The organism is Reichenbachiella sp., from assembly GCF_039969095.1.
Taxonomy (GTDB): Bacteria; Bacteroidota; Bacteroidia; order Cytophagales; family Cyclobacteriaceae; genus Reichenbachiella.
In genome coordinates this window covers 290,780-317,007 of sequence record NZ_JBDVOL010000013.1, presented here as the reverse complement: position 1 = coordinate 317,007, position 26,228 = coordinate 290,780, and the positions used below count along the sequence as shown (strand labels likewise).

The following is a 26,228-nucleotide window of genomic DNA, read 5'->3' as shown; positions in this document are numbered from 1 at the left end:
CTTGTTTAGGCAACCTCTTTTTTTTGCCCATGTGTCCCGTCCTGAAATAACTTGGTAAGAAATTGACTTATTATGAAGTTGTCGAGTTAAATGTTCAATCAAATAAAACAGACGTAGAAGGATTGTACTATAGGCTTTAAATCAGCTCTGGAAATGATGTTAAAATGTTATCTGATCCAAGTAGCTTATGGGATTTAGCGAAAGTGTACTGTTTTGTTCTTGCTTAAAAATGAAAAGTAGGATAGTCTTATAAAAATTGGTGAAGATAATTACAGGCTGTTACACACTAGCATAAAGGAATCGGGCAAAGAATCGTGCTGTAATAATGGTGAAGAATCTATGTATAAATCTGTATGTAGTTATTAAGTAAAAGAATTAGCAATACCTATAAGAGTATAAACGGCAAGACAGTGTAAATGAATTGACTGCCAGCCGTTAGTATATAAATAGAGAATTGTTACAGTTTGCTCTTTTGTAAGGAACCAACTCCTTATGGATTACCAATAAACAGGTTGAGTAGTCGTAGTACGAGGAAGCACCAAACAATCGTCTGGAAATACTGGTAACCCACTTCTCTCAGGTAGTGATACCCCTAAAATCTCAATCGTGTCCGCCTTGACATCTGAAACGGTAAAGTATCCAACTACGGGTTCATCAATGTTGTCAATGTTTAAGATGTTACCCCTGATAATTGCAGGTGGAGCATCAAATATGTCACCGCTTATAGATATTTGAGATTCAAGTAACTGATAAAAATTATAGGCTTCTTGACTGAGGCTATATCGCTTAGCTGCCAAAACGTATTTGTTATAAAATCTGTAACCATCGTCTGGAAGAAAAAACAATTCCGCATCTGTAAGATCACTGCCTCTTGGAAACGAACTGAGAATGAGTTGCGAGCCGCTTTCAGTTTGCCAGCAGTCTGCACAACAGGATTTAGGCATTGGTGTGGGAGGCATTCCGCCGACGTATAGTTCTGGGTAGGTTTTGATTAGATAGGTACCTGAATACTTCCACATATAGTGACTGGCTGTGCTGGATGTTTTTCGAAACCTGGCATATACATCAGTACCACCTTGATAATCTACGTTACCTGTAGATGTTACAACGGGATATTTGTTAAATGTAGTGTACAGCGAGTCGAGGTCTACGGCTTCTATGGCTGCTTCAGGAAGTGAATTGTACGACTTATCGTCAACTTCTATGGTGAGTATATATTTTCTGCCAATCTCTGCTTTAAAGTTGTCTGGCCCAAAATAGAATCCGTTTTCGGTATGAATGAACCTGATATTGTTTCCAAGATCGTCTCTCAAAGCTACTTTCGCACCAATTACACCTTTTATAGTACCCTCGAAAATATCACCGTATCTGGCTGTTTCTGTTACTCTAATGGATTGTTCAATGTCTTCAGTGGTAATATGTGCCTCAACCACCAAAACAGTTTCAAACTCACTATTATCCACATCGAGCGGTTGACTACAAAAGTTAAAAATACTTGCTAGGGCTATTAATAATATTGGACGAAGTCTCATTATTCGAAATTAAAAGTGACTGATACAGAAGGAAATGGAGTAGTTAATAATATCAATTGATAAGGTTGTGGTGGGGCACCTTCGGTATCTTGATAGTAGATAGAGAAAGGGTTGCTCCTTCCATAGACATTGTATACAGAGAAGTTAAATTCTCCTTGATATTTTTTTAAGAACGTAAAGTCTCTCGTAAGAGATAGGTCGAGTCGGTGATAAAATGGACCTCTCGCATTATTTCTTTCAGTGTAAAGCGGTAGGATTTGACCTGCATAATTGAATTTTCCAACCGGTTTAGTAAAGACTTGCCCACTTTTTAAAGTAAGTGTGGTTGATAGCTTCCACTTTTTAGGAAGCTCATAGACCAATACATTGGTGAAATTGTGTGGGCGGTCATAGTTGGCGGGATACCAATCTCCTCCGTTGATAGATTCTATTTCATTGAAAGCTCCTCTAATTCTACGTTCACTTCGCGAGTAGGTATAACTAATCCAGCCATTTAATCTACCAGAGGTATTGCTCTTTATGTAAAGTTCTAGTCCATATGATTTTCCAAATCCAGTGAGTAGCTCAGTTTCAATGTGATCATTTAGGAAGAGTTCGGCGCCATCTTTATAGTCAACAATATTGTTTACTGTCTTATAAAAGACTTCTACCGAAGTTTCAATTTTGTTGTCTCTGAAATTTTTATAGAGCCCTACTGATGCTTGATCAGCAATTTGAGGTTTCAATTCATTGTCACTAAGCTTCCAAGTGTCGCTTGGAGCAATAGCGTTTGTGTTAGAAATCAAATGTATATATTGATACATCCTGTTTAGAGCAACTTTAAAGGAGGTTGATGAGTTAATACTATATCTAGCAGATAGCCTAGGTTCCCAGCCTGTGTAAGTGGTAATTACATCTCCATTTGCATAATAGGTGGTATCAGTAAGATTTTCTTCGCTCAATGGTTCGTGTGGGCGATAGCCATAAATAGCATGTTCGCCTAGATACTGATAAATGTTATATCTTAAACCTGCAGAAAAGGAGATTTTTTTTGATGGGGAAACATCTAATTCTAAATAGCCGGCAAATTCATTGGCATGTTCTTCTTGAACTTTTTGAGTAACAAGGCTATTGGCTTCTGATGGTTGAGGAATGAGCTCACCGGGTTGGAGATTTGTTCTTGAGAAATCAACTCCAGCGTTTACTGATAATTTATCAGATTGCATGTACTCAAAATCTACTTTTCCAATGAGGTTTTCAATTTCTGCATTAAGCTCAAAGGCATTAATTGAACTGTTGTTTTTGATTTGATTTTTATACTGACTTTGGGATAGACTGATTTTACTACTAAGCTTATCCGAAAAGCTATGATTCCAACTAATTGATTGATTAAAATTGGACCAATGATAGGAGGTGTCTCCTACGAAATTAAAGCTATCTGTGCTTCTGTATAGAGCATATTTAATCTTGTTCTTGTCGTTTAGTCGATAATCAGCAATCACATTGACATCAGAAAAATCGGCAGAACTTTCGCTGATTTGAGGATTGTTAAACGCATTTAAGATATAATCTAAATACGACTTCCTTGCGCTAACTAATACGGCTAACTTATCCTTAATGACTGGCCCCTCTACCATTATACTGGAAGCACTGACTCCGACAGTTGCTTTTGCCTTCCATTTGTTATAATCACCAGACCTATACTCAATATCTAATACTGAGGAAGCTCTTCCTCCAAAGCTCGCGGGTACAGCACCTTTATATAGTGATACATTCGAAACCACATCAGCATTGAAAGCTGTATAAAAACCAAACAAGTGTGATGGATTGTAAATCGGGACACCGCCTAATAAAATCAGGTTTTGATCGGCGGATCCCCCTCGCACATTAAAACCACTTGATAACTCTGACCCAGTGTTTACACCTGGTAGCATAGCGATAGATTTGATAATATCGACCTCGCCCATAGCTTTTGGTAATTCTTTGATAGATTCTATTGACAAAGAACTTTTCCCTACATTGGTGCTTGAGACATTTGCATCCGGCCGTTCGCCAGAGATCACCACAGCATCCAATTCCTTAACGTTTGGTTTTACATACAATGTGAATTTTCCACTACCTCTAACATCAATAACAAATGTACTCGTTGTGTAGCCTATGGATTGCACGTTGATTTTATGTTGTCCTAATGGAACTCGAGCTTTGAAATCACCATTTATGTCAGTGACCGTTGCAATATTCTGATCCGCGATTCTCACTATTGCCCCAATAAGACCTTCGCCAGTTTCCTGATCCTTTAATGTTCCGAAAATTGCGTCTTTTTTATCAACGTTATTGAATTTTTCTCCGTCAACAATTGTAACTTTTTGGCCAAATGAAGTCATACAGGATGCTGCGATGACTGCAAAGGTTAGTAAATATTTTTTCATTAATTATTAAATTCAAAAGGTTCGAATTTCCAGAATTCCATTTCGTCAGCATTGTCTTCGGTAGACCCCCGGATTATATAAATAGCGCTATTTTTTTTGAAATGCGAAATGTTTTTAAAGTTCCTATCTCCAGGGAATGTTATTTTTTCAAGCTGAAGTTCCCCTAGAATATCAGTGCTATTTACCAGATTACTTAGAATGAAAAGCCCGTAAACAAGTTGGTTGTCAACTACTTGGGCTATTCCTTCTTGAGATATTTTGGTGGGGAAGTCATTTTTCCTTATAAAGGATTCAGTTTGAAAATCAAATGACCAAACCTCTTCATTATTATTGGTCAATAGTATTTCTGAACCCAGATTAAATGACGGTGTTGACGTGTCGTACTCAAAGGGGAGTTCACCCATATTGGTCCATACGCCGTTTTCAAACTTATAGAAGAGTTTTAATGGTTGGTATAGAGCATCTCGTCCTCCCAATACATATACGATATCGTTGTGTTCTGCGGCAAAGGAGGCGTAAGATACGAATGGAGTGGAGGGAAGCGTGGTATAACTTCCATTTTCATATTTGTAAAATCCATTTTCTAGTTGATAAACAAGGCTTTGTCCTATCGCAATTTGCTCTGAAGACCCTGAACCAAAGTATCCACTAGGGGTGCTGAAAGCTCCTTCGACAGGAATGATAGATGAAGGAACTATGGTTTGTGTCCATTGAAATGTGGTTAAATCTAGACTGTACATTTGTGTATTGGGAGTCCCGTCTTTATACATTCCCATGCTGAGATTGGCTGTATGAGTATTTAGAAAAGTAATGCCATTAAAAAAAGGAGGATTGTTTATGTTTGATAACTGAGTCCATTTCCCAGTTTCATAATAAAAGGTGTCCACTGCGTAAGATATTCCTTCCATAGTAGCAATTATTGGTTGTTTATAACCTTGCTGAACTTTTGGTACCTTAACCCATACTTCATAGTCTCCAAATCGATCGGTAATTTCGGCAGGAGTTGTACCAAACTTTATACTTAGATCGTTTGTTAGGTTTCGTCCAGTGATTTTTGTTATTTCCCCATCTTTACCTATTGTTCTTGATACATTATTAATTACACCTTCAAATGTGCTGAAGGTTTTAGATTCGCTAAAGTAGATATTATCAGAAGTGGAAAAATAGGCTTTATAATAATAGTCACTCGTTTGTGAAAGGGAGTCGATCTCTGAATAATATAAGCCAGTTGTGTTTTTACTCCCTAGGGATTTAATAATAGGGTCATTAAATTCCTCGTCACTTGCTAGATAAAATCCATGGTCATTGATAGATTCATTGTTTTCAACTACTCGGGCCAATAATCGTACTTTATTACTGGATAAATAGATGAGATCTTCTAACTGAACAACATTATCTTGGAGGTTCTCTTCCGTGAACATGCATGAATGCAATGCGAAAACCCAAATGGAAAATACGACTACTAGTAACTGTTTCATGAAATAGGTTAATGAAAACGAAAGGGTTTGATTTTAATGCAGATGGCGAAAATAGTATCAAATTTGTTATAATAATGAATGAATCGTCCGATTTGTATGAATGGTAGATACTGATGATGGATGTCAGTTTTATTGTTTGGAAAAGAAGCACTCTTCTTGGATCGCATCTTTACTGTATTTTTGATTAAAGGAGAGTTTTTATTAAGATCTTCAGGGATAAAGCTTTAGTTAAACTTTGAAGTTCATTATTGATAGAACCAGTTTATCCATGGTTCGATTTTCAATCTTGTCTTAGTATTAAATTTTACGATTGAACTTATATGGTTTGTTCGAATTATAACTATATGGTCTAAAGTGGCTAACTATATAAATGTGCGAGTTCTTTGTTTGATAGATGAGAAAAACTAGATAATCCTGATTTATTCATGCGTGAGAGCAAAAATCAGGTGATGCTTTTTGCAAAATCAAACATTTGGAGTTTATTTCTTTAAAGTAGTTACATATTTTATAACATGTATTGCATTTCAAAAATTAAACTTCTATTTTTGTGTCCCTTTTTGAGGGGAGTAGGATTTTGACTAGAAAAAATCGATAAAACAGTGGATTCAATAAGTTATAAAACAGCGATGACCAACAAGGCAACTGCCAGTAAAAACTGGATAGTTGTAGATGCTGATGGAAAAGTATTGGGAAGATTGGCTAGTGAAGTGGCCAAGATGATAAGAGGCAAGCACAAACCTGGGTATTCCCCTAACGTGGATTGCGGTGATAACGTGATCGTTATCAACTCTGATAAGGTGAAAATGACTGGGAAAAAGTGGACAGATAAGAAATATATCTCACACACTGGGTACCCAGGAGGACAGAGAGAGCAAACCCCTAACGAAGTATTGGCTAAGTCATCCACTATTCTTGTTGAAAGAGCTGTAAGAGGGATGCTTCCTAAGAACAGACTTGGAAGAGCTTTGTTTGGAAACTTGTTTGTATATGAAGGCACTGAGCACAAGCACGAAGCTCAAAGTCCTAAAGAGATAAAATTATAATCTAGATGGAAGTAACTAACACCATTGGAAGAAGAAAAACATCTGTAGCCAGATTGTTTATGACACCTGGAAAAGGTGAGGTAAAAATCAACAATAGGGAATTGAAAGAATATTTCCCATTTGAAATCTATCAAACTATCGTAAAGCAGCCATTAGTTTTGGTTGAAGAAGATGGAAACTTTGATTTTAAAGTGAATGTTGGTGGCGGTGGCTACAAAGGCCAGGCTGAAGCAATAAGATTAGCAATATCAAGAGCATTGGTAGAAGTAAATCCAGAGCACAGACCGGCGTTGAAAAAAGAAGGTTTCATGACTAGAGACCCTAGAATGGTAGAACGTAAGAAGCCAGGTAGAAGAAAGGCGAGAAGAGCGTTCCAGTTCAGTAAACGTTAATCATATTTTATTTTTATATATAAGTAAACTTAATGGCTAAAATAGAGCATAAAGACTTACTTGATGCTGGTGTTCATTTCGGACACTTGACGAGAAAGTGGGATCCACGTATGGCGCCGTATATCTTCATGGAGAAGAACGGTATCCATATTATCGATCTACATAAATCGCTTGAATGCCTCGAAGAAGCATCAAATGCACTCAAGCAGATCGTGAAATCAGGACGAAAAGTAATGTTCGTTGCTACCAAAAAGCAAGCACGTGAAATCGTAACTGAGGAAGCAAAGAGATTAAGAATGCCTTACGTAACCGACAGATGGTTAGGTGGTATGCTGACTAACTTTGCGACCATTAGAAAATCTCTTAAGAAGATGTCTTCTATGGACAAGATGTTGAAAGATGATGCTTTCAAGAATCTTGCAAAAAGAGAAAAGTTGATGATTAGTAGAGAGAAAATCAAATTAGAAAGAGTCCTTGGAGGAATCGCTGATTTGACAAGACTTCCTGCAGCACTTTTCGTAGTAGATATCAAAAGAGAACATATCGCTATTAAAGAAGCACAGAAATTGAACATTCCTGTATTCGCAATGGTAGATACTAACTCTGATCCAAATCAGGTGGACTTTCCAATTCCTGCAAATGATGATGCATTCAAATCAATTCAATTGATTATTGGTCACATCGGTAAAGAAATGGAAGAAGCACTTGCTGAAAGAAAGAAAGATAGAGACGAGAAGAAGGATCAGGAAGAGGCAGCCGCAAAAGCAGCCGCTGATGAAAAAGCAGAGACAGCAGAATAATTACTAAGTAAATATTCGTTACAATATAAGAAAATTGAACATTGATTACTCGGTGTTCAATTTTTGTTTAAATCGATTTTAAAAGACATAAATACATTAATAATGGCAATTACTGCACAAGATGTAAACAAGCTACGTCAGATGACTGGAGCTGGTATGATGGATTGTAAGAAAGCTTTGGTTGAATCTGATGGTGATTTCGACAAAGCGATCGAAATTCTAAGAAAAAAAGGTCAGAAAGTTTCTGCTTCCAGAGCAGATAGAGAAACTAACGAAGGTATTGTAATCGTAAAAACAAACGAAGACCATACGGTTGGTGTATTGGTCGCATTTTCTTGCGAAACTGACTTTGTTGCTAAAAACGAAGAATTTGTTGCTTTGGGTGAAAAACTAGCTACAGCGGCATTTACTAACAAGCCTGCTGATGCAGCAGCATTGAAAGCATTGAAAGCTGATGGTGACTTGACATTCAATGACAAAATCACTGAATTGATAGGTAAGATCGGTGAGAAATTGGATATCGTTGCTTATGAAGTGATGGAAGGGGAAGCAGTTGTTCCTTATATCCATGCTGGTAGCAAATTAGGAGTTTTAGTTTCGTTGAAAAATACCAACGGTGCTGATGTACTTGCTGCGGGTAAAGATGTAGGAATGCAAATTGCAGCAATGAACCCAATCGCTGTTGATAAGGATGGTGTAGATTCTACAGTGGTAGAGAAGGAAATCGAAATTGGAAAAGATCAAGCAAGACAAGAAGGCAAGCCAGAAGCTATGTTGGAAAAAATTGCTATGGGTAAATTGAACAAGTTCTATAAAGAGAATACTTTGTTGAGCCAGGCTTTTGTAAAAGACGGCGGAATGAATATTTCACAGTACTTGGACAGCGTGAGCAAAGGAATGACTGTTGCTGAATTCAAAAGAATCACAATCGGATAATTTAAAATCCAATGATAATAAAAAAGCCATTTCGATATCGAAATGGCTTTTTTTGTGCTCTGTGAGTTGGGTTTTACTTTTTGCCAAATAGTTTTCTCAACTTTGATTTTTTCTCAACTACAGGCTCTTCTACAACAATTCCTGCGAGCCAGTTAGAGGCGGGTTGCGTGTAGTCGAATTTCTGAGACTCGATAGATGGATTTACCTTTTTAATGGCTTCAGCCAATACGTTTGAGGCTATGGTAGCCATAGGAGATTCCGATTCTAGAACGGCAATTTTGTCTATTTTCAAAATCATGTCTTTCCCTTCTTTATTTACAAAATCATTTTTGATCCAAATTCTGCATTCCCCATCATATCCTTCTAGCGAGCGTCTATCCACCAGCCAATGCACATTTTCATGTTCTTTAGCAATTGCTATAGCCATTCGCATGATTTTTTGCATGGATGCTAATCCGACAGTCCCTTTCCACCCAAACTGGAAAGTCGTGTTGTCTTCGTCAAATTGAAAAATCGCGTCTTCTGCTTCAAAAAGAGTTTTCATAAGAAATTTTTATTTCTGGTTGTAAAATCTGTGAAAGGCGGAGCGCAAAATTAGTTCAAATCAAAAAGATAAACTAGTCAGACTCCGATGAAAAAGTCATTAATACATGAAAGGAAATGTAATGGTTTGATAAATTTGCCACCTATTTAAACAAATCATATTCAATGACATCAGATCAATTGAAAGAAGCAAAGGCCCGAGTGAGTGATCTCCGGGGCTATCTTTGACTACGATATTAAAGTAAAAGAAGTAGAAGAGGAAGAATCCATTACTACTCAAGCAGATTTTTGGAATGACCCAAAACAGGCTGAAGCCATGCTCAAGCAAATCAAAGCCAAGAAAATTTGGACGGATGGCTTTGAAAAGGTGAATTCCATGTGCGAAGACCTTGAGACACTTTATGAGTTTTACGAAGTAGATGAAGTCGAAATGACTGAGATCGATGCGGAGTACAAGAAATTTATAGTGGTGCTGGAGGAACTGGAATTCAAGCGAATGCTTAGTGGCGAAGAGGATCAGTTAGGTGCAGTGATGGAGATCAATCCAGGTGCTGGCGGAACTGAAAGTATGGATTGGGCTTCCATATTGATGCGAATGTATATCATGTGGGGTGAGAAGAATGGCTTCTCAGTAAAACAATTGAACTATCAGGCAGGTGAAACCGCAGGTGTGAAGTCGGCAACTCTAGAGTTCGATGGCCCATTTGGCTACGGATATCTCAAGTCCGAAATCGGAGTGCATAGATTGGTCAGAATTTCACCATTTGATTCGGGAGGGAGGAGACACACTTCATTTGTTTCTGTTTATGTTTATCCTATCGTAGATGATTCTATTGAGATTGAAATCAATCAGGGAGATATTGAATGGCAAACTTCTCGATCAGGAGGAGCTGGTGGCCAGAACGTAAACAAGGTAGAAACTAAGGTGCAGTTAACACACAAACCTTCAGGGATAGTTATAGTTTGTTCTATTGAACGATCACAATTAGCCAACAAGGAGCACGCCATGAAAATGCTTAAATCTCGACTTTATCAAATTGAAGTGGATAAACGCAATGAGAAACGTGACGAAGTGGAAAGCAACAAAATGAAAATCGACTTTGGAAGTCAAATAAGAAATTACGTATTACATCCCTATAAATTGATAAAAGACGCCCGAACCGGAGTGGAGCGAACAGATGTGCAGAATGTATTGGATGGTGATTTGGAGGATTACATCAAAGCTTTTTTAATGGGGCAGGGCCTAGAAACCGACTAAATGATATTAGCAGCTATCGACATAGGTTCGAACGCCGTGAGGCTTCAAATCAACCGCCCCATCACCTATGATGGGGTCACTATTTTTAAAAAGCTTCAATACATACGTTTCCCATTGCGTTTGGGCTCTGACGTATTTGAAAATAGTCAAATCGGAGATGAAAAGTTTCGCGAGTTTGTCAAGCTCATGCAAGCTTTTAAGAACATGATTGATTTGTACAAGGTAGATGAGTATTATGCCTGTGCAACTTCTGCTATGCGCGAAGCTGAAAATGGAAATGCATTGGTACAAGCCGTGAATGCGGCTTGTGATTTGGATATCAATATCATCAGCGGTGATATGGAGGCTGAGTTGATCAATAGAGTGATTGCCTTTAACCTTCAGCCAGACGAGCAGTACTTACACATAGATGTAGGTGGTGGTAGCACGGAATTGACACTTTATCATGGTGATCAAAAGGTGGTGTCTAAATCTTTCCCGCTAGGCACTGTAAGAATGCTGAAACATTCAGAAAGGGCAGAAACTTGGAGCGAAATGCTCCAATGGATATTGGATCACAAGGGCAAAGTAGGACATCTGATAGCCATTGGTACTGGAGGTAACATTCGTAAACTCTATGAATTAACGAATAAAGAAAAAGGGAAATATATCGGTTTGAAGAAGCTAGAGGAGGAGTTAGAGATTCTAAAGAATATGGCTTATGAGGAGCGAGTGGTTAATCTCCAGCTCAATGAGGATAGAGCTGATGTAATTATTCCTGCCTCAGAAATATACATCACGATAATGAAAAAAGCTGGCGCACGAAAGATCATGGTTCCGGATGTTGGCTTGAAGGATGGTATTATCAGTTATCTTTATGATAAGAATGTCTTGAACAAACAGATTTAAGTATCTTAAAGTCTTGAAGAAGATAGTATCAAAAACCAAAGTAGCTGCTGAGTTTGTAAAAAGCGAAATCTGGAAAACCACCGATGCGGAAGGTTGGAAAGGTTTTAGACTCAGAGTGTTAAAAATTCTAGTCATCACGGCTAAAGAATTCAAAAAAGATAATATTGTACTTCAGGCTTCGGCTTTGACCTACTTGACGATCCTATCCATCGTTCCTGTAGTCGCTATGATTTTCGGAATTGCCAAAGGTTTTGGAATAGAAAACCTAATAAGAAAAGAGCTCGATAAGATTTTTATAGGTCAGGAAGTGGTGAAAGAAACCATTTTTGATTTCGCTCATAATCTACTTGCCAATACCAAGGGAGGAGTAATTATCGGCGTATCCATTGTCGTTCTCTTTTTTACAGTAATGAAGCTATTGAATAATATTGAAGTGGTGTTCAATAGCATTTGGGGCAAACAGAAAGGACGAATTCTAATAAGGAAATTCACTGATTATTTGGCGATGATTGTCATCTCCCCAATATTAATCATACTATCAAGTGGGGTTACTATTTTTGTTCAGAACCAATTACTGGTGATTGGCCAAAATGGTGAAATGGAGGCATTAATCACGCCTGTAGCAGCTTTTTTTGTGCAGCTGTCACCTTATGTGCTGATATGGCTTCTGTTTAGCATGATCTACGTGATTATGCCCAATACGAAAGTTAAATTTGTAAATGGGTTAATTGCTGGTGTCATTGCTGGTACCATTTTTCAATTGGTACAAAAAGGGTTCATTACGTTTTCATTTTTAATGGGTAACTATGGAGCCGTCTATGGAGGTCTGGCAGTCCTTCCCTTATTCTTTATTTTTTGCCAGCTCAGTTGGGTCATTGTTTTTATTGGAGGTGAATTGTCCTATGCAATTCAAAAAGTAGATGAATACATCCCTGATGAAACCAACATCAAGTTTAGCATGGTTGAGAAGAATAAAATTGCACTTTTGATAGTACACGCTGTGGTCAAGGCATTCGAAAAAGATGACGAACCTTGGACAAAAAGAGAGTTGTCCATAAAGCTCCTGATCCCTCATAGATTTGTTAGTAACGCAGTAAATCGACTGGTTTCCGCTGGTGTATTAGTGAGAAGCCTGAGCGATAAAGGCGTCAATTACATTTATTTACCGGCATTGGATATCAATCAAATTGATATAGATCTAGTGTTAAAAAGACTGGAGGAAGATGGAGATAGGAAGCTTCATCATTCAAAAATCAAATCAATTGCTTCGCTAGATCGAGCGATCAATCAATTGAATATTGATATTGAAAAGTCCAAAGGAAATAAATTACTGAAGAATATTTAGTCACACTCTTTTAGTATAATTCATTGTTGAAATAGTTATATTTACTTAGCCAAATATGGATAAGTAAAGAAAGGAACAATGAAGCACTCCACTAAACTCCCTTGGCGATGGGGCATTTTTACCATTTGCCTATCGCTACTCGTACAATCTTGTATTCTCGAAGAAGATAATCCTCCCGATGATGATGGTGATGGAATAGAAAATGCAGTAGACTTGTGTCCAAATATTGCCAATCCAAAGCAAGAAGATTCTGATGATGATGGAATAGGTGACGCATGCGAAACAGATATTGACAAAGATGGTGTAATTGATGATATAGATAATTGTCCAACTATTGCCAATCCAGATCAAGAAGATGGCAATGAAGATGGTATAGGTGATGCTTGTGAGGGCGATATTGATGAAGATGGTGTCATTGATTATGAAGACAACTGTCCAGAAACTCCAAATCCAGATCAGGCTGATGCCAATGAAGATGGTATTGGAGATGTGTGCGAAGGAGACGATGATGAAGACGGCGTCTTAAATTATTTAGACAATTGCCCGGACACGGCGAACGAGGATCAAGCAGATTTCGATGGAGATGGCATTGGCGATGTGTGTGATGAAACTACCACTGCTGAAGATAAAACGCATATTCAGAATGCCTTGGATGAGTCGTACAACTGCATTAGAAATTTGAAAAATGGGGATGGGTTAGATTTTATTTTCGAAGATATGCTCGCGTTCTCTGGAGGGGAATTTGGAGACGAGCCTTGGGGAGATGCACTGATGGAAAACCTCATGACTGATTTATTTGAAAATTTAGATGAGACTGAATCCATCGGACTATTTTTAGAAGAGATAGGAGGTGTATATGCTTTTTCTAAATCAGACAGCACTTGGACACAAAGCTCAACATCTACCACGCGATTAGAGTTGCAGTTTCCTTCAACAGCTGATGTTAGTGGTAATAACTCAAGTATTATTCTTGAAGACTATGATGAACAGGCTGTTGTTATCGAAGAAGAGACTTACAATCTACCTACTTCTATGAGCTTGAGCTTAGAAGTGGATGAGGTGGAACAGATGGCATTAAGGTTAAATGAATTGGTTTATGGCACTGGAAGCCTGCCAATTCCTACCAAAGTAGATATTGAAATATTTCTTAATCCTACTACATTTCATATTGTTTTCGACAACTCAGAAACTAATCAATATTCCTTAGCCCTAGATATTTCTAATCAAGATGAATGCGGTTATGGAGTCGCTTTGGATGTAGAGTTAGCTCACGATGATTTCGAAAACTTAGTATTAGAGAAAGATATTGAATCACTTACAGCAGAAGTGTATTTGGGTTCTCTTTCAGTAGTGACGGCTTCTGATTTGGCGCCTTTGTTTGCTCTGACAGACCCTACGGAAGCTCAAATCAATGAATTGGTAGACTTAGATCTGCTGATTAATGGATATAAAATAGCAGACATTGAGTATAATGAGTCTGAAGAGATATTATACTTAATCTTCAAAGACAACAGCAAGGAAGATGCGTTCAACTACTTTGAAGACTTCTTCAATGACGTATTAGGATTGATTGAAGACTATACTGGTGATCTAGGAGATTTGTTTAATTAAAAATTAACTAACAGCGCATTAATATTTTTTCTGACGTTGCTTGAAGGACCAAGTGAAGTGAAAAACTGCCACTACAGTACCATCTGCGGTTATACCCTCTGTTCTGAGTTTCACAGTTTCTGATTCTCCTGAGGCCATGCATTTTTCTACAGCTTCAAATACTTTGTTTCCTTCAGCGCACGTGAATTTCACGCGAGTGGTTGCTCTTTTCACAAATTCACCATCCATTCCTACGATAATGGAAGCTATTCCTGGTTTGATGCCTTCTATAGCCATAAGTGCTATTGCCCCAGTCGAAAGTTCAGCAGCCATGGCCATAACAGCAAAGTACATCGAGCGAAAAGGATTTTGGTTGAGCCACCTGTGAGCCACTGTAGTCGTCGCATGATCAGATTCTAATGCTATCACTTTCATACCAGAAGCCCACCCTAGTGGGATTTTAAAAAATAGGAATGATCTGAATAACCAGACGTTGAGCATGCGTTTTCTATATCGCTCTTGCAATTGAGATAATGTCATTTGATACTTATTAATGTAAAAGTGAATCTAGTCATTTAGTCAATGACGACCAATTTCATTCAAAACTATGACATAGATCATCATTCGATTCAAATACTTAAGTACATTTGCCTCATGCTTTTGCGGATCATCTCCATATTGCTCATTTCAGTCATGATGTACAAGCCCATCTTGTGCACATGGACGGTCGTAGATTTTGCAATGAATAGAGATTATATCGCAGCTTATCTCTGCGAAAATCAGGATCAACCAGAATTAGAATGTCAAGGCAAGTGTTTTTTGATGACGAAGCTCAAAAATCAAATGAATGACAGTCAAGAACACAAGGCAAAGCAATTGACACAGCTTAGTAAAATAGAAGTGATGAGTTTACATGCGGCATCAAAATTTGCTTTTGGCAATTCAGGTTTCATTTCTCTCATCAGTCCAGATGATCCAAATACTAGTACTGGCTACTTGGCTGGTATTTTTCACCCACCTATCGTTTGAGGTTGTCTTTTTAGATGACCAAATAATTAAAATTTTTATTCCCAAGTGAGGGAAATATAGTATTCACTCTTTGTACTAGAGAGTGCATCATTTAATTATTAAAACATATAATAATATGGACTTCGATGTCCAAATCACAATATTTCAAACGATGAAAAATTTACATAAAATATTATTAATTGCAGTTTTAGCTATAGCTCAAGCTTGTTCGGATGACAATGAAAAGGATGACATGAATCCAACAGATGGCATGATAGAAGTGGCTTCAGTAGCTGTCCCTGATTCAGACTTCAAAGTAGTAATGTTCGTTGATGAAAACGAAACATTGGAAGTGGGCTACAATGAATTTTCCTTGGGCCTTTACACCAATGATGGGGAATGGTTGAGCAACTCACATTTGAGTATTACACCAATGATGGATATGTCCGAAATGGATATGATGCACAGTGCGCCTTTTGAATCCGACGAGCATGACGCAAGTATGGAGATGTTACAAACATTTGCCACTGTATTTGTTATGCCTTCTATGATGGGCGATTGGACTTTGGATGTTAGCATCATGGAAATGGATTCTGAATTTGAAGGTGAAGTATCTCTTCCTGTTACCGTAACTGAACCTGAATTAACCAGACTTAAATCTGTTACCAGCAATGAAGTGGGTTATTTCATTACCATGATAAACAATCCAGATTTTGCGGTTGACAGCAATGAAATTGAGTTTACTATTCACAAACGTGAGACAATGATGAGTTGGCCAGCAGTGGAAGATTTCACTATCGAAATCGAACCAGAAATGCCAGCCATGGGCCATGGTTCTCCAAACAACGTAAACCCAGTACATGAGGGTAACGGACATTACAAAGGCACGGTGAATTTTACCATGACGGGTGACTGGGTGATCAATGTCATTGTGAAAGACGGTGATACTGTGATTTTAGAAGACGAATTCGAGGTAGTTTTATAATCTTAAAGAATCCTTCAAGACAGAGTCTTGAAGGATTCCTGAATTATGCAAAAGCATATATTTTATACCGTTTTTATAATTGCCCTTTTGCCAATGGTCGGCAAGGCTCAGATTTCGCAAGATGCGTGGCTGGATTCTATTCAAAGCGAATCCTACATCGGTATGGAGGTGTGGTTGGATGAAATGGAGCTGGCTAGTAGCCGTCAACTTGAGGAGAATGCCACTTTTGGTTTCTACAAAAACAACCCATTGAATAGCACAGAAGAGGTGCTTTCTAGACTGCCAGGCATGAGTATGATCCGTAGAGGTAACTACGCCTGGGAACCTACGATCAACGGATTGAGCAGCGGACAGATCAATGTCGCGATCGATGGCATGCGAATGTTTGGTGCTTGTACCGACAAGATGGATCCAGTTTCATCCTATGTGGAGCCCAATAATCTGGAAAGCATAATTATCGAAAAAGGAGGCAGTGGAAGTGCACATGGTAGCACGGTAGGTGGTGCTGTGGACTTCAAACTCAAGCGCCCTAAGTTCAATAGTGCGATAAGTGGAAGTCTTAATTCCAGATATGAAACCGTTTCCAATGGCATTAGTCAGTCCGCTAGTTTGAGTTATGGTACGGACAAGTTGGCGATACGTATGAATGGTAGCTATCGTAGCTATCAGGATTATATAGATGGTAACGGCGAAGAAGTTTATCCTTCTGGATACAAAAAGCTAAACTACTCCCTCAGTGGCGCTTATCGAGTCAAGAGCAATAATTTGATCAATTTCGATTTTTTGATTGATGATGCCAGAGACATTGGTTATCCGGGATTGCCTATGGATGTGGCTTTCGCGAAAGCAAAAATTGGAGCAGTGAGCTATACCCTATTTGAGCCAGTGAATTGGATCAAGGAAGTAGAATTTAAGGCTTACGCTAATGCGGTAGATCATTTAATGGACGATTCGAAAAGGGCCGATGTACCAGTCAGAATGGACATGCCAGGAGAAACTAAGACGTATGGAGGCTATGCACAGGCCAGTAGCATGTCTGGTGATCACACGATCAAGGCCAAACTGGATGGATATGCCACCAATGCCTATGCGGAAATGACGATGTTCATTCCCAATGAGCGCGATATGTTTATGCTCACTTGGCCAGATGTAGACCGTCAGGACATAGGCATTTTTGTTTCGGATAGTTGGCAAACTACGGAGCAATTGACCACTCAAATCAATATTCGAGCAGAGCAGGCTTTTACGCAAATGAATAGCGACATGGGCAAAGGTCAGTTTGCTGTTTTTGGTTATGAGGAAGACGACTTTCAGGTCAATCATTTGGTGTTGAATACGGGTGTATCTGCAGAATATCAATGGTCTCCAGCACTTTCTACAAAAGTAGGCGGGAGCTATGGCGAACGACTACCTTCTGTTTCTGAATTGTATGGATTTTACTTGTACAATAATTTCGACGGATATGACTATTTAGGCAATCCAGAGATCAAAAAAGAGGGTTCGTATCAGCTGACCGCATCCCTGAAATATCAGCCCATGGACAAGCTGGAACTAAACGTCAGCGGATTCCACTATTGGTTCAATGATTATATCATAGGGTACATAGATGAAAGCTTAGATGCCATGACGATCGGCGCCAAAGGAGTAAAAGTGTATGAAAATGTAGATGGCGTGACGTTTACTGGATTTGATGCGCAAGTTTTGTACAGTGCTTCTCAATTTTTTCAGATACTGTATGGCGTGAAGGCCACTTATGCCACAGATGGAGAGGGCATTCCATTGCCGTTGATTCCACCTTTGAAAAACAACTTGACGCTCGTAGGGCAAGTCAAAGGTTTTAAACTGCAAGCAGAAGGCGAGTGGTCCATCGCCCAAAATCAGATCAGTGAAAATACTGGAGAAATTGCTACGCCAGCTTATCAGCTGATTCACTTGCGCACCAGTAAGGATTGGGATTTGGAGAAAATGAATTTGGGATTTTCTTTAGGTGTAGAAAATTTGCTAGACGAAAGCTATCGAGAGCATCTCGATTGGGGTGGCGTATTACGACCAGGAAGAAACTTCTATGCTTCGCTCAAGGTGGGTTTCTGAAAGTCCACTCATCTAATTGAATACGTCATCACACGGCGAGAGTCCGGGTGATCCGCCAGAAGGAGAGCAGCTGTATCCAAATCAGATTGCCCAGACTTACGCTACACAATGACGAGCGAAATTCCAACCCTTCCAAAGTTCAAAACTTTGGAAGGGTTTTTTATTGAGTCGAAAGCCGTTTTTACTATCTTCGGGAGTTATATAATAGATATATAGTCACCTTTGTCGCTATATCACTACGTTGGGCACAATACCTTCCAAACCAAATGAAGCAGACCTTTCTAATTTTTTTAATTGTTGCAGCAGCTTGTACTAATAAAAGTGAAACTTCAACTGAAAATCCTGAAACCAAGGATGAAGCAAACGTGCAACCACAAACGGAGGAATCAATTCAAGAGCTGGAAGAAGAAGTTGTTGAGGAACATGAAAAATCTCAGCTGACTCTTTATTTGAACGGTATTTACGAATATGACTACCCGAACGATACGAAAGACATGAACGAAAATCAATATGTCGCATTTAGAAAAAATGGTGATACGGTTGATGCATGGTATTTTGGAACTTCGGATGAATTTGATGAAGCAAGAGAAGGGTATTTGCCAGGCTATTTTGTTTCAAAAATCCAAAGTCTTTCGAATAAGGGTGACTCCATATTTTTTTCAGTACTAACGGCTAATAATCAATGCTATACTAAGAGACCACCAATTGGGATAGTAGATAAAACAGAATTAGATAAGTCATTCGAGAAGTGGCACGATTACGGAGAGATCCAAACAATAGATTATGCTGGAAAACTTGATGGGCTTAAGTTGTACATTTCAATGTTTGGAGAAACAAGAACGTATAAAAAAACTCGGAATTATTTTCACCCTGGTATTGACAACTATGATCCGACTAAATGTCAGAAAGCTCCTCTACTTCAAATTGACCAAAACATAGATAACCTCACTGAAGAGATGGTATTAGATTTCTTAGGTACATTCAGCGTGATCTGTGAAGCGAATGTGGAATTTGGACAATGGAGTAACGAACTATTGTTCAAAATTCTTTCAACGAATCCTGAACTTGCACTCAAAGTATTCTCGAAAAGTTTGAGCGAACTCGATACAACAAGCATCTATGAGGAACTAGAATCTCCCCTGCATGATTTAATACCAATTGACAGCATTACTTCAAAGATTGAACCTTTGGAAATTGACGAACAACTAAAGAAATCTGTGCTTGAGAGACTTGAAAATCTTAAATAACTGTGCCCAACAAGCACTATCATCCATAAGCTAACTGAGCTATTTGCAAAGGCTGGAGCTATCCGATACTTTTATAGAAATTTGAAAAGTCCAGCTTACGGATGATAGCTGGACGTTAACCTTCATGCAGTTATGAGAAAAATCGCAGATACTTTCAAACGAAAATGGTCAGAATATATCCTTGAAATAATAGTAATTGTTTTGAGTATTTTCGGAGGATTAGAACTTGAAAATTGGAATGAAAATAGAAAAGAAAAGCAAGCTCTAAAAAATTATCTGGAAAAGATCGCAACGAACATTAAAGAAGATATAATAGTGGCTCAAAACATGTTGGAATCCAGAAAAGACCATTCTGACCTTTGTGCTGATGCTACTGAAATGATTGCGAATCGAGATTTTACAAGTGAAGCCCAATCGACAATTACCAATGCTGTTTTCGTAATGATAATTGAGCAACCACTCAACTACAATAGAAGTGGATTTGAGTCATTAAAGAGTTCTGGATACCTGCAGCATCTGGACAACCCTAAAGTTGAGGAATTGATTTATGAATATTACAATGCTTCTGATAAGGTAATATTCGAAGAAAACAGTCTCCAAATATGGGCTAATGATTTGGATCTCCAATTGCACAAATCCGGATTTTTCTCTCAATGGATTGAACTTGAAGCCAGGCCAAATCAGAATATTCAGGAAGTATTGGGTAATTATACAGATCAATTGTGTGAACATGAAGGACATGATATTGTCCTTTCTCTTTTATATAGGGGATATTTATTCACAGCCTACTTAACAGGGTTTTATGAAGAACAAATTATTGCTGGAAAAGAGGTGATAAAGGCAATTAATGCATTCAGAAATGAATAAGTACGAAAAACAGATGGCTAACAATATATAAAAAAACATAGGGTTCTTCTGCAATCCGAAAGTTCATGGGGTTCTAGTAAGTTCGCCAAGTAAAATATAAATTTAGAAATCGGTCTTGGCTCGTAGGTCAGGAAAGCAAGGTGCTATTAAATCCCTACATTTTTTATCAAGACGATATCTATATCTTAAAAGCGCAGATTTCGTTAACTTTATAGTATGACTGCCGAACAGAGAAAAATATCGCTTATCAACTGGATTACGAACCTTCAAGATGAAGATGTGCTTGAGCAGATTGAAGGAATTCAAAAATCGTCACTGGACGAACTCCCTGATGCGATCGTTAAACTGCTAGAAATAGCTAACTCAGAGCCTGAAGAAAGTCTTACAGTTCATACTTCAGTTCGAGACATTTTGAAATGAAAGAAGTTCGCTGGACTGAAACTGCGAAGCAGACTCTTCAGGAAACGTCAGACTTTATTCTTGAACTTTGGGACTCAAGGATTAAAGAAGAATTCTTAGATCAACTTGAATATCGAATTGAACAAGTTCAACGAAATCCTGAATTAGGGTCCTCATTAGAACACACTCCCTTCAGAAAACTTATAGTTCATAAGACAGTTTCACTGTTCTATGTGAACGACTTGGAATACATCAAAATTCTGGTGATTTGGGACAACCGATCTGATCCTGACGAACTGCTTGAAAAACTCACAGATGCTAACAAACACTAACGGGCAAGGCCACATGAGCCATTTTTAGTGCTCATCGGGCTAAACCGCTCACCATTCCACCAGGTTAATTTTAGTGGTTTCTACCCTGCCCTTCTGCTAGGTTTGATTTCTTGTGTTTCGCAGTGGCTTTCTGGAAGTTAATCGCACCGTTCAGGTGAGCTCTTTCTCCGCTATTTATTACTTTTATGTCCACGCCCGCTAGTTGGGCGTTGGAAGCAATTAAGAATCCATTTATGAAGGTCTATTTTCTTCTCTTTTCATTTTGGTTACTCACCACTGACTTATTTGGACAAAGTATTACTCATTTGTCGTTAACCTATTCTCCCGTTTCAACATTTCGAAGAATTAGCAATAACAATGAATTAGTATCTTCAGAGTTAGTTAATATCTTAGACAGCCTTGATAGCCCATTTTTTGGAGGGATTATAAAGTTCGATATTTCGCATCAATTTAAAAATCACAATCGTATTAGTGGAGGGATTAGTTACAAGCGACTCGGTAAAACTATAACAAAGCAATATTGGACTTACGAACCTGACCTAGAAAACCCATATACGATTCCGTCTCCTGATGACTTCTATATAATTGAAGATGTTGCAAAAGAATCATACAACTATTTATCCTTATCTCTCTCTTTTGGACGTAATTTCAAATTGAATAGCAAACTAACAATAACACCTTTTGTTGGGGTTGACCTAGATTATCTATTAAGTTTCAACAGCCAATATGAAGATGACATGGTTAACTACAAGGATTTAGTTCTCGCAGGAACAGCAAAGATTCAAATTGAGTATATGTTGTCGGAAAAATGGTGTATTCAACTAGCATCAATATACAATCAATCTTTTATGCCAAATTCAACAATAGAATACATACATGACGATAGACAATATGCCGACTTACTAGATTTCGAAGTAAAGCAATTTAGCTACTATTACGGAGTAGAATTAGGTATTGCTTTCAAAATGAAAAAATGAGGCTGACATACTGAGATCAAATCATGGCGGCTCAGAGGTAGTTGAAAACCCTCTGCATTCTGGAAGCCCCGCCATATCTCAGATTAGCACTATGGAATCGAAAAGGGATAGAATACGCGTTCCGGCCCAAATCAGAGATTTGGCTATCTTGTAGCCGAAAAAAAATACACGCCAAGCACCACAGAGGATAGCTGGGCGCTGTGCTTCATCATGAGAAACGGTTAACCAATGTTAAAATTCTTTAGAAAAATTCGCCAAAACGTACTTATGGAAAACAAAACGGGAAAGTATTTTAAATATGCGATTGGCGAAATAATCCTTGTCGTCATTGGAATACTGATTGCCCTTTCAATTAATAACTGGAATGAACAACGAAAAGAAAATCAAAAAGAACAAATCATATTAAGAAGACTAGAAAAGGAATTTAAAGCCAATAAGGAACAGCTTATTAGCAAGATAAACCAAAGAAATAACATCATTAATAATTGTAAGCGGCTATTGTATTTTTATAGTGAACCCAAAAAAGCTAAGCGAGATAGTATGATGTTTTTTTTGAGTAGTATTCTTCCAACTACTTTTGATCCAATTCAAAATGACTTTGTACTTTCTGGAACTATTGAAATTTTAAAAAATGAAGAGCTAAAACAATTACTTGTTAATTGGAGTACAGATGTTATTCAACTTCAAGAAGTAGAACAAATGTTTCTGAGATACGCAGAACAAGACCTTTTTTCCTATACAACTGAAATAGGTATACGACGCGATATACTATACCATTTTTGGAATCAGGCTCAGCCTGGCATGCTAGAATCTAACCAAGTGACTAATTTAATATCCCAAAAATCTAATCTTAAAGCCCAGACAAAAGAAGATTTATTAGCTGACCCGAGATTAGAAGGTCTTATTGCGCAGTCACTTATTTACAATATGTTTAATAATGAAGAAGCTGAAACTTTAATGAAGAGAATTAAATATATTCTTCAAGTTTTAAATACTGAAATTAAAGAATAACGAAAGCACACCTTATACAAAACGTCCTCAAAACACCAACTAATGCAGATCTGGTACTCAAACCCGTCGATCAAGTCGCAATCCGGCTATTCATGGAGAATATAAGAATATCCGACCCAACGAAAGTTAAATTTTCTTTTGGTCGTAAATCACTTGATCCTAAAACCACAGAGATAACAACGAGTAACTTCGAATGAGCCTCATTTCAATTTTTAAAAATAATTTCAATTATTAGCTTTTAAAAAAAGGGGATTAGCTTACATAGGAATAAGATGATAATTATCTTCCTATTCCAAAATCAAATTAACTAAAGCTAAGCTCAATGAAATCTAAAATTAGTTCACTCCTGACTGGAGTAATTCTTACCGCCTTCTCAAGCTTGAGTGCTCAAGAAAGTATCAACAGAGAAATTTTGCCAATTATATCAGCCGAGGCTGCTACATATACAGAGTTGGATGTACGAAATACCAAACCGCCCAAGCGATTTCAGGTGACTGCACCAGAGGGAGCTCCTAACGTTGTCATCGTGCTCATAGATGATTTGGGAATAGGGGCTACGAAAACATTTGGCGGCCCAATCAACACGCCTACCATGGATCAATTGGCTGGGAATGGACTGCGCTACAATAATTTTCATACCACGGCGCTTTGCTCTCCTTCACGGATGGCCATCAAAACAGGTAGAAATCACCATACCTGTAATACAGGATCTATTATGGAAACGGCAACTGCTTATCCAGGCAACACGGGTTCACTGCCAAAAAGCGTAGCGCCATTGGCTGAAATGCTAAGATTGAATGGATACAGCACAGCCGCCTTCGGAAAATGGCATGAAACAGCCGCTTGGGAGACCAGTGTTTCTGGGCCATTTGATCGTTGGCCAACACACCAGGGGTTCGATAAGTTTTATGGATTCATTGGAGGAGAAACGGATCAATGGGCACCATTAATCTATGACGGATTGAAAAAGGTGAACCCACCAAAAATGGAGAATTACCATTTCACCACAGACATGACCAATCAGGCCATCAATTGGGTGAAAGCACAACAGTCCATGACGCCAGACAAACCGTTCTTTGTGTATTTCTCTACGGGGGCGGTTCATGCACCCCACCATGTTTCTAAAGAATGGTCGGATAAGTACAAAGGGAAATTTGATCAAGGTTGGGATGAGGTGCGAAAAGCCACTGTGAAAAGGATGAAATCCATGGGAATCATTCCTGAAAACACCAATTTGGGGCCTAAACCAAAAGACATTAAAGATTGGAATAAACTCACTGATAATGAAAGAAAGCTTTTCGCCCGCCAGGCAGAAGTTTTTGCAGGATTTATGGAAATGACTGATTATGAAGTGGGTCGATTGGTAGAGGCCATCGAAGAGATCGGAGAATTGGACAATACCCTGGTGATGTTCATAGCTGGCGACAATGGTACCAGTGCAGAAGGCGGCATGGTAGGCATGTACAATGAAATGACTTACTTCAATGGTGTAGAAGAAAAAGTAGAGGACTTACTTCCATTGATCGACGATTGGGGATTGGAAAATACTTTTCCACATATGGCCGCTGGATGGGCAGTAGCCTTTGATGCTCCATTTACCTGGACGAAGCAAGTGGCCTCAGATTTTGGAGGTACACGAAATGGTATGATTGTTCATTACCCTCAGGGTGTGAAGGAGAAAAATGGGATACGGACCCAGTTTTCGCATGTCACGGATGTAGCACCTACCATCCTGGAAGCAGCAGGCTTGCCCGAGCCCAAAGTCGTGAATGGGGTACCACAAATACCAATGGCTGGTGCAAGTTTAGTTTATAGTTTTAACGATGCGAAGGCCGCCGAAAGACACAATATTCAGTATTTCGAAATGTTTGGGAATAGAGCAATCTATAACAATGGATGGTTCGCAAGAACGATTCACAGAGCACCGTGGCAAGTGAGCAACCTACCACCATTAGATACTGATGTTTGGGATCTTTATAACGTAAAAGAAGATTTTAGTCTGACGAAAAATTTGGCTTCAAAGTATCCGGAGAAACTGGAGTATTTGAAAGGCCTCTTTATGGCTGAGGCTGAAAAATATCACGTGCTTCCTATTGATGACAGAACCATTGAGCGGGCAAACGCAGAATTGGCAGGAAGACCTGATTTATTAGGTGGCCGAAAAAGCCTATTGCTTTATGAAGGCATGGAAGGAATGATGGAAAATACATTCATGAACATCAAGAATAAATCATTTTCTATTACGGCCGACGTTGAAATTCCCAAAGGCGGTGCTAAGGGCGTGATACTGACACAAGGTGGAAGATTTGGCGGATGGTCTGTGTATGTCAAAGATGGCAAACCATCATTTATCTATAATTTCCTTGGATTGGAAAATTATGTAGTTTCAAGTGAATCTGAGTTGGTCGAAGGTCGAACTTCAGTGAAAATTGAATTTGCGTATGATGGAGGAGGTTATGGCAAAGGTGGAGAAGTTACTGTTCTGGTAGATGGAAAATCAGTGGCCAAAGGTCGTGTAGAAAAAACACAACCCAACATCTTTTCGGCCGATGAAACAGCAGATGTAGGGTTAGATAATCAAACCCCAGTAGCGGTAACCGAAAATATTGGCTATGGACCTGTGGAGACAAAATTCACTGGTAAGATTCATAAAATTCTGTTAGAAGTAGAATGATCTAGCATTGATTGTATTGAGGGTAAATTACCCTCAATACAATTTTATCGATTAATAAAACTATGCTCTCCCTTAGGCCCAACTGCGAAAACTGCAACAAATCCCTGGCCCCTAACAGCACCGAGGCCATGATTTGTAGCTATGAATGCACCTTCTGCTCAGCATGTGTAAATGAAGTACTACACAATGTCTGCCCTAACTGTGGAGGTGGTTTTGAGAAAAGACCCATTCGCCCAAAAAGTGAATTGCGAAAGCATCCATCAAGTATAGAGCCAGTGCTAAAGCCTGTCGATCAAGTCGCATTCCGACCACTCATGGAGAAAAATAAGAATATCCTTCCCGAAGAAAGGTAAATTTTCATTTTGGTTGTAAATTGTAAATCGCTTGATCCTCAGGCTATTTAAATAACGATATTTTAGCATTT

At 38.6% G+C, this 26,228-nt stretch carries 23 protein-coding genes and 2 pseudogenes; 20 read left to right on the top strand and 5 right to left on the bottom strand.

What is annotated here, in order from left to right:
• Positions 1–497 precede the first annotated feature (497 nt).
• The 3 genes from ABJH98_RS13850 to ABJH98_RS13840 form a co-directional block, all read right to left on the bottom strand.
• Complete coding sequence (locus ABJH98_RS13850) at positions 498–1,463, bottom strand: DUF4249 domain-containing protein (protein ID WP_348308287.1); 966 nt, start codon at positions 1,461–1,463, stop codon at positions 498–500.
• A 68-nt stretch (positions 1,464–1,531) separates the two neighbouring features.
• On the bottom strand, positions 1,532–3,940 hold the full coding sequence (locus ABJH98_RS13845) for a carboxypeptidase-like regulatory domain-containing protein (RefSeq protein WP_348308286.1): 2,409 nt from the start codon (positions 3,938–3,940) through the stop codon (positions 1,532–1,534).
• Positions 3,940–5,418, bottom strand: coding sequence for a hypothetical protein (locus ABJH98_RS13840; protein ID WP_348308285.1), 1,479 nt, complete (start codon positions 5,416–5,418; stop codon positions 3,940–3,942). Before ABJH98_RS13840 ends, ABJH98_RS13845 begins: the two co-directional genes overlap by 1 nt.
• A gap of 599 nt (positions 5,419–6,017) precedes the next feature.
• Here ABJH98_RS13840 and rplM point away from each other — a divergent pair.
• The 4 genes from rplM to tsf all read left to right on the top strand — a co-directional run bounded on the left by rplM (position 6,018) and on the right by tsf (position 8,589).
• Positions 6,018–6,461 (top strand): 50S ribosomal protein L13, encoded by a 444-nt coding sequence (rplM, locus tag ABJH98_RS13835; protein ID WP_348308284.1) that lies wholly within the window; start codon positions 6,018–6,020, stop codon positions 6,459–6,461.
• Positions 6,462–6,466: 5 nt separating this feature from the next.
• Entirely contained in the window at positions 6,467–6,853 is a 387-nt protein-coding gene (rpsI, locus tag ABJH98_RS13830; RefSeq protein ID WP_348121285.1) for a 30S ribosomal protein S9, read from the top strand.
• Between the two features lie 32 nt (positions 6,854–6,885).
• Positions 6,886–7,653, top strand: a complete 768-nt coding sequence (gene rpsB / locus ABJH98_RS13825) for a 30S ribosomal protein S2 (RefSeq protein WP_348308283.1) — start codon at positions 6,886–6,888, stop codon at positions 7,651–7,653.
• Positions 7,654–7,755: 102 nt separating this feature from the next.
• The gene (gene tsf, locus ABJH98_RS13820; protein WP_348308282.1) at positions 7,756–8,589 is read left to right on the top strand and encodes a translation elongation factor Ts; all 834 of its coding nucleotides are present in this window, start codon (positions 7,756–7,758) and stop codon (positions 8,587–8,589) included.
• Positions 8,590–8,662: 73 nt separating this feature from the next.
• Here tsf and ABJH98_RS13815 read toward each other — a convergent pair whose 3' ends face one another.
• A complete protein-coding gene (locus tag ABJH98_RS13815) occupies positions 8,663–9,133 on the bottom strand; it encodes a hypothetical protein (protein WP_348308281.1) in 471 nt (156 codons plus the stop codon).
• A 164-nt stretch (positions 9,134–9,297) separates the two neighbouring features.
• Here ABJH98_RS13815 and prfB point away from each other — a divergent pair.
• The 5 genes and pseudogenes from prfB to ABJH98_RS13790 all read left to right on the top strand — a co-directional run.
• Positions 9,298–10,390, top strand: a protein-coding gene (gene prfB, locus ABJH98_RS13810; protein WP_348308280.1) for a peptide chain release factor 2 whose coding sequence is annotated in 2 segments (ribosomal slippage) — positions 9,298–9,357 and positions 9,359–10,390 — 1,092 coding nt in all. Because the reading frame shifts where the segments join, the coding sequence is not laid out codon by codon here.
• Positions 10,391–11,278, top strand: coding sequence for a phosphatase (locus ABJH98_RS13805; RefSeq protein ID WP_348308279.1), 888 nt, complete (start codon positions 10,391–10,393; stop codon positions 11,276–11,278).
• Positions 11,279–11,291: 13 nt separating this feature from the next.
• Positions 11,292–12,623: a YihY/virulence factor BrkB family protein gene (locus tag ABJH98_RS13800; RefSeq protein ID WP_348308278.1), complete on the top strand. Its 1,332-nt coding sequence runs from the start codon at positions 11,292–11,294 to the stop codon at positions 12,621–12,623.
• Positions 12,624–12,701: 78 nt separating this feature from the next.
• A pseudogene (locus ABJH98_RS13795) lies at positions 12,702–12,974 on the top strand (thrombospondin type 3 repeat-containing protein); the annotation flags it as partial.
• A pseudogene (locus ABJH98_RS13790) lies at positions 12,957–13,229 on the top strand (thrombospondin type 3 repeat-containing protein); the annotation flags it as partial. The pseudogenes ABJH98_RS13795 and ABJH98_RS13790, both read left to right, overlap by 18 nt.
• Positions 13,230–14,252: 1,023 nt before the next feature.
• Here ABJH98_RS13790 and ABJH98_RS13785 read toward each other — a convergent pair.
• Entirely contained in the window at positions 14,253–14,753 is a 501-nt protein-coding gene (locus tag ABJH98_RS13785; protein ID WP_348308277.1) for a DUF4442 domain-containing protein, read from the bottom strand.
• A 42-nt stretch (positions 14,754–14,795) separates the two neighbouring features.
• On the opposite strand from ABJH98_RS13785, the gene ABJH98_RS13780 reads away from it, so the two are divergent.
• From ABJH98_RS13780 to ABJH98_RS13730, 11 genes are all read left to right on the top strand, one after another.
• Complete coding sequence (locus ABJH98_RS13780; protein WP_348308276.1) at positions 14,796–15,242, top strand: hypothetical protein; 447 nt, start codon at positions 14,796–14,798, stop codon at positions 15,240–15,242.
• 151 nt (positions 15,243–15,393) lie between these two features.
• The gene (locus tag ABJH98_RS13775; RefSeq protein ID WP_348308275.1) at positions 15,394–16,206 is read left to right on the top strand and encodes a FixH family protein; all 813 of its coding nucleotides are present in this window, start codon (positions 15,394–15,396) and stop codon (positions 16,204–16,206) included.
• A gap of 45 nt (positions 16,207–16,251) precedes the next feature.
• The gene (locus ABJH98_RS13770; protein ID WP_348308274.1) at positions 16,252–18,297 is read left to right on the top strand and encodes a TonB-dependent receptor; all 2,046 of its coding nucleotides are present in this window, start codon (positions 16,252–16,254) and stop codon (positions 18,295–18,297) included.
• A 266-nt stretch (positions 18,298–18,563) separates the two neighbouring features.
• Positions 18,564–19,544, top strand: coding sequence for a hypothetical protein (locus tag ABJH98_RS13765; protein WP_348308273.1), 981 nt, complete (start codon positions 18,564–18,566; stop codon positions 19,542–19,544).
• A gap of 132 nt (positions 19,545–19,676) precedes the next feature.
• Positions 19,677–20,411, top strand: coding sequence for a hypothetical protein (locus ABJH98_RS13760; RefSeq protein ID WP_348308272.1), 735 nt, complete (start codon positions 19,677–19,679; stop codon positions 20,409–20,411).
• Positions 20,412–20,627: 216 nt separating this feature from the next.
• Positions 20,628–20,831 (top strand): hypothetical protein, encoded by a 204-nt coding sequence (locus ABJH98_RS13755; protein WP_348308271.1) that lies wholly within the window; start codon positions 20,628–20,630, stop codon positions 20,829–20,831.
• On the top strand, positions 20,828–21,142 hold the full coding sequence (locus tag ABJH98_RS13750) for a type II toxin-antitoxin system RelE/ParE family toxin (RefSeq protein ID WP_348308270.1): 315 nt from the start codon (positions 20,828–20,830) through the stop codon (positions 21,140–21,142). The genes ABJH98_RS13755 and ABJH98_RS13750 overlap by 4 nt, the downstream gene beginning before the upstream one ends.
• A 233-nt stretch (positions 21,143–21,375) precedes the next feature.
• Positions 21,376–22,119, top strand: a complete 744-nt coding sequence (locus ABJH98_RS13745) for a hypothetical protein (protein WP_348308269.1) — start codon at positions 21,376–21,378, stop codon at positions 22,117–22,119.
• Positions 22,120–22,386: 267 nt separating this feature from the next.
• Positions 22,387–23,130: a DUF6090 family protein gene (locus ABJH98_RS13740; RefSeq protein WP_348308268.1), complete on the top strand. Its 744-nt coding sequence runs from the start codon at positions 22,387–22,389 to the stop codon at positions 23,128–23,130.
• 322 nt (positions 23,131–23,452) lie between these two features.
• Positions 23,453–25,804 (top strand): arylsulfatase, encoded by a 2,352-nt coding sequence (locus tag ABJH98_RS13735; RefSeq protein WP_348308267.1) that lies wholly within the window; start codon positions 23,453–23,455, stop codon positions 25,802–25,804.
• Positions 25,805–25,866: 62 nt separating this feature from the next.
• A complete protein-coding gene (locus ABJH98_RS13730) occupies positions 25,867–26,157 on the top strand; it encodes a DUF1272 domain-containing protein (RefSeq protein ID WP_348308266.1) in 291 nt (96 codons plus the stop codon).
• The last annotated feature ends 71 nt before the right edge of the window (positions 26,158–26,228 follow it).

Excerpts from the sequence above, each read along its gene's own strand:
- ABJH98_RS13730 (WP_348308266.1), top strand. The coding sequence starts at position 25,867 with ATGCTCTCCCTTAGGCCCAACTGCGAAAACTGCAACAAATCCCTGGCC.
- ABJH98_RS13780 (WP_348308276.1), top strand. The coding sequence starts at position 14,796 with ATGACGACCAATTTCATTCAAAACTATGACATAGATCATCATTCGATT.
- tsf (WP_348308282.1), top strand. The coding sequence starts at position 7,756 with ATGGCAATTACTGCACAAGATGTAAACAAGCTACGTCAGATGACTGGA.
- ABJH98_RS13745 (WP_348308269.1), top strand. The coding sequence starts at position 21,376 with ATGAAGGTCTATTTTCTTCTCTTTTCATTTTGGTTACTCACCACTGAC.
- ABJH98_RS13735 (WP_348308267.1), top strand. The coding sequence starts at position 23,453 with ATGAAATCTAAAATTAGTTCACTCCTGACTGGAGTAATTCTTACCGCC.
- ABJH98_RS13805 (WP_348308279.1), top strand. The coding sequence starts at position 10,391 with ATGATATTAGCAGCTATCGACATAGGTTCGAACGCCGTGAGGCTTCAA.
- rpsB (WP_348308283.1), top strand. The coding sequence starts at position 6,886 with ATGGCTAAAATAGAGCATAAAGACTTACTTGATGCTGGTGTTCATTTC.
- ABJH98_RS13740 (WP_348308268.1), top strand. The coding sequence starts at position 22,387 with ATGGAAAACAAAACGGGAAAGTATTTTAAATATGCGATTGGCGAAATA.
- ABJH98_RS13775 (WP_348308275.1), top strand. The coding sequence starts at position 15,394 with ATGAAAAATTTACATAAAATATTATTAATTGCAGTTTTAGCTATAGCT.
- ABJH98_RS13750 (WP_348308270.1), top strand. The coding sequence starts at position 20,828 with ATGAAAGAAGTTCGCTGGACTGAAACTGCGAAGCAGACTCTTCAGGAA.
- ABJH98_RS13760 (WP_348308272.1), top strand. The coding sequence starts at position 19,677 with ATGAGAAAAATCGCAGATACTTTCAAACGAAAATGGTCAGAATATATC.
- rpsI (WP_348121285.1), top strand. The coding sequence starts at position 6,467 with ATGGAAGTAACTAACACCATTGGAAGAAGAAAAACATCTGTAGCCAGA.
- ABJH98_RS13765 (WP_348308273.1), top strand. The coding sequence starts at position 18,564 with ATGAAGCAGACCTTTCTAATTTTTTTAATTGTTGCAGCAGCTTGTACT.
- ABJH98_RS13815 (WP_348308281.1), bottom strand. The coding sequence starts at position 9,133 with ATGAAAACTCTTTTTGAAGCAGAAGACGCGATTTTTCAATTTGACGAA.
- ABJH98_RS13770 (WP_348308274.1), top strand. The coding sequence starts at position 16,252 with ATGCAAAAGCATATATTTTATACCGTTTTTATAATTGCCCTTTTGCCA.
- ABJH98_RS13785 (WP_348308277.1), bottom strand. The coding sequence starts at position 14,753 with ATGACATTATCTCAATTGCAAGAGCGATATAGAAAACGCATGCTCAAC.
- ABJH98_RS13755 (WP_348308271.1), top strand. The coding sequence starts at position 20,628 with ATGACTGCCGAACAGAGAAAAATATCGCTTATCAACTGGATTACGAAC.
- ABJH98_RS13845 (WP_348308286.1), bottom strand. The coding sequence starts at position 3,940 with ATGAAAAAATATTTACTAACCTTTGCAGTCATCGCAGCATCCTGTATG.
- ABJH98_RS13840 (WP_348308285.1), bottom strand. The coding sequence starts at position 5,418 with ATGAAACAGTTACTAGTAGTCGTATTTTCCATTTGGGTTTTCGCATTG.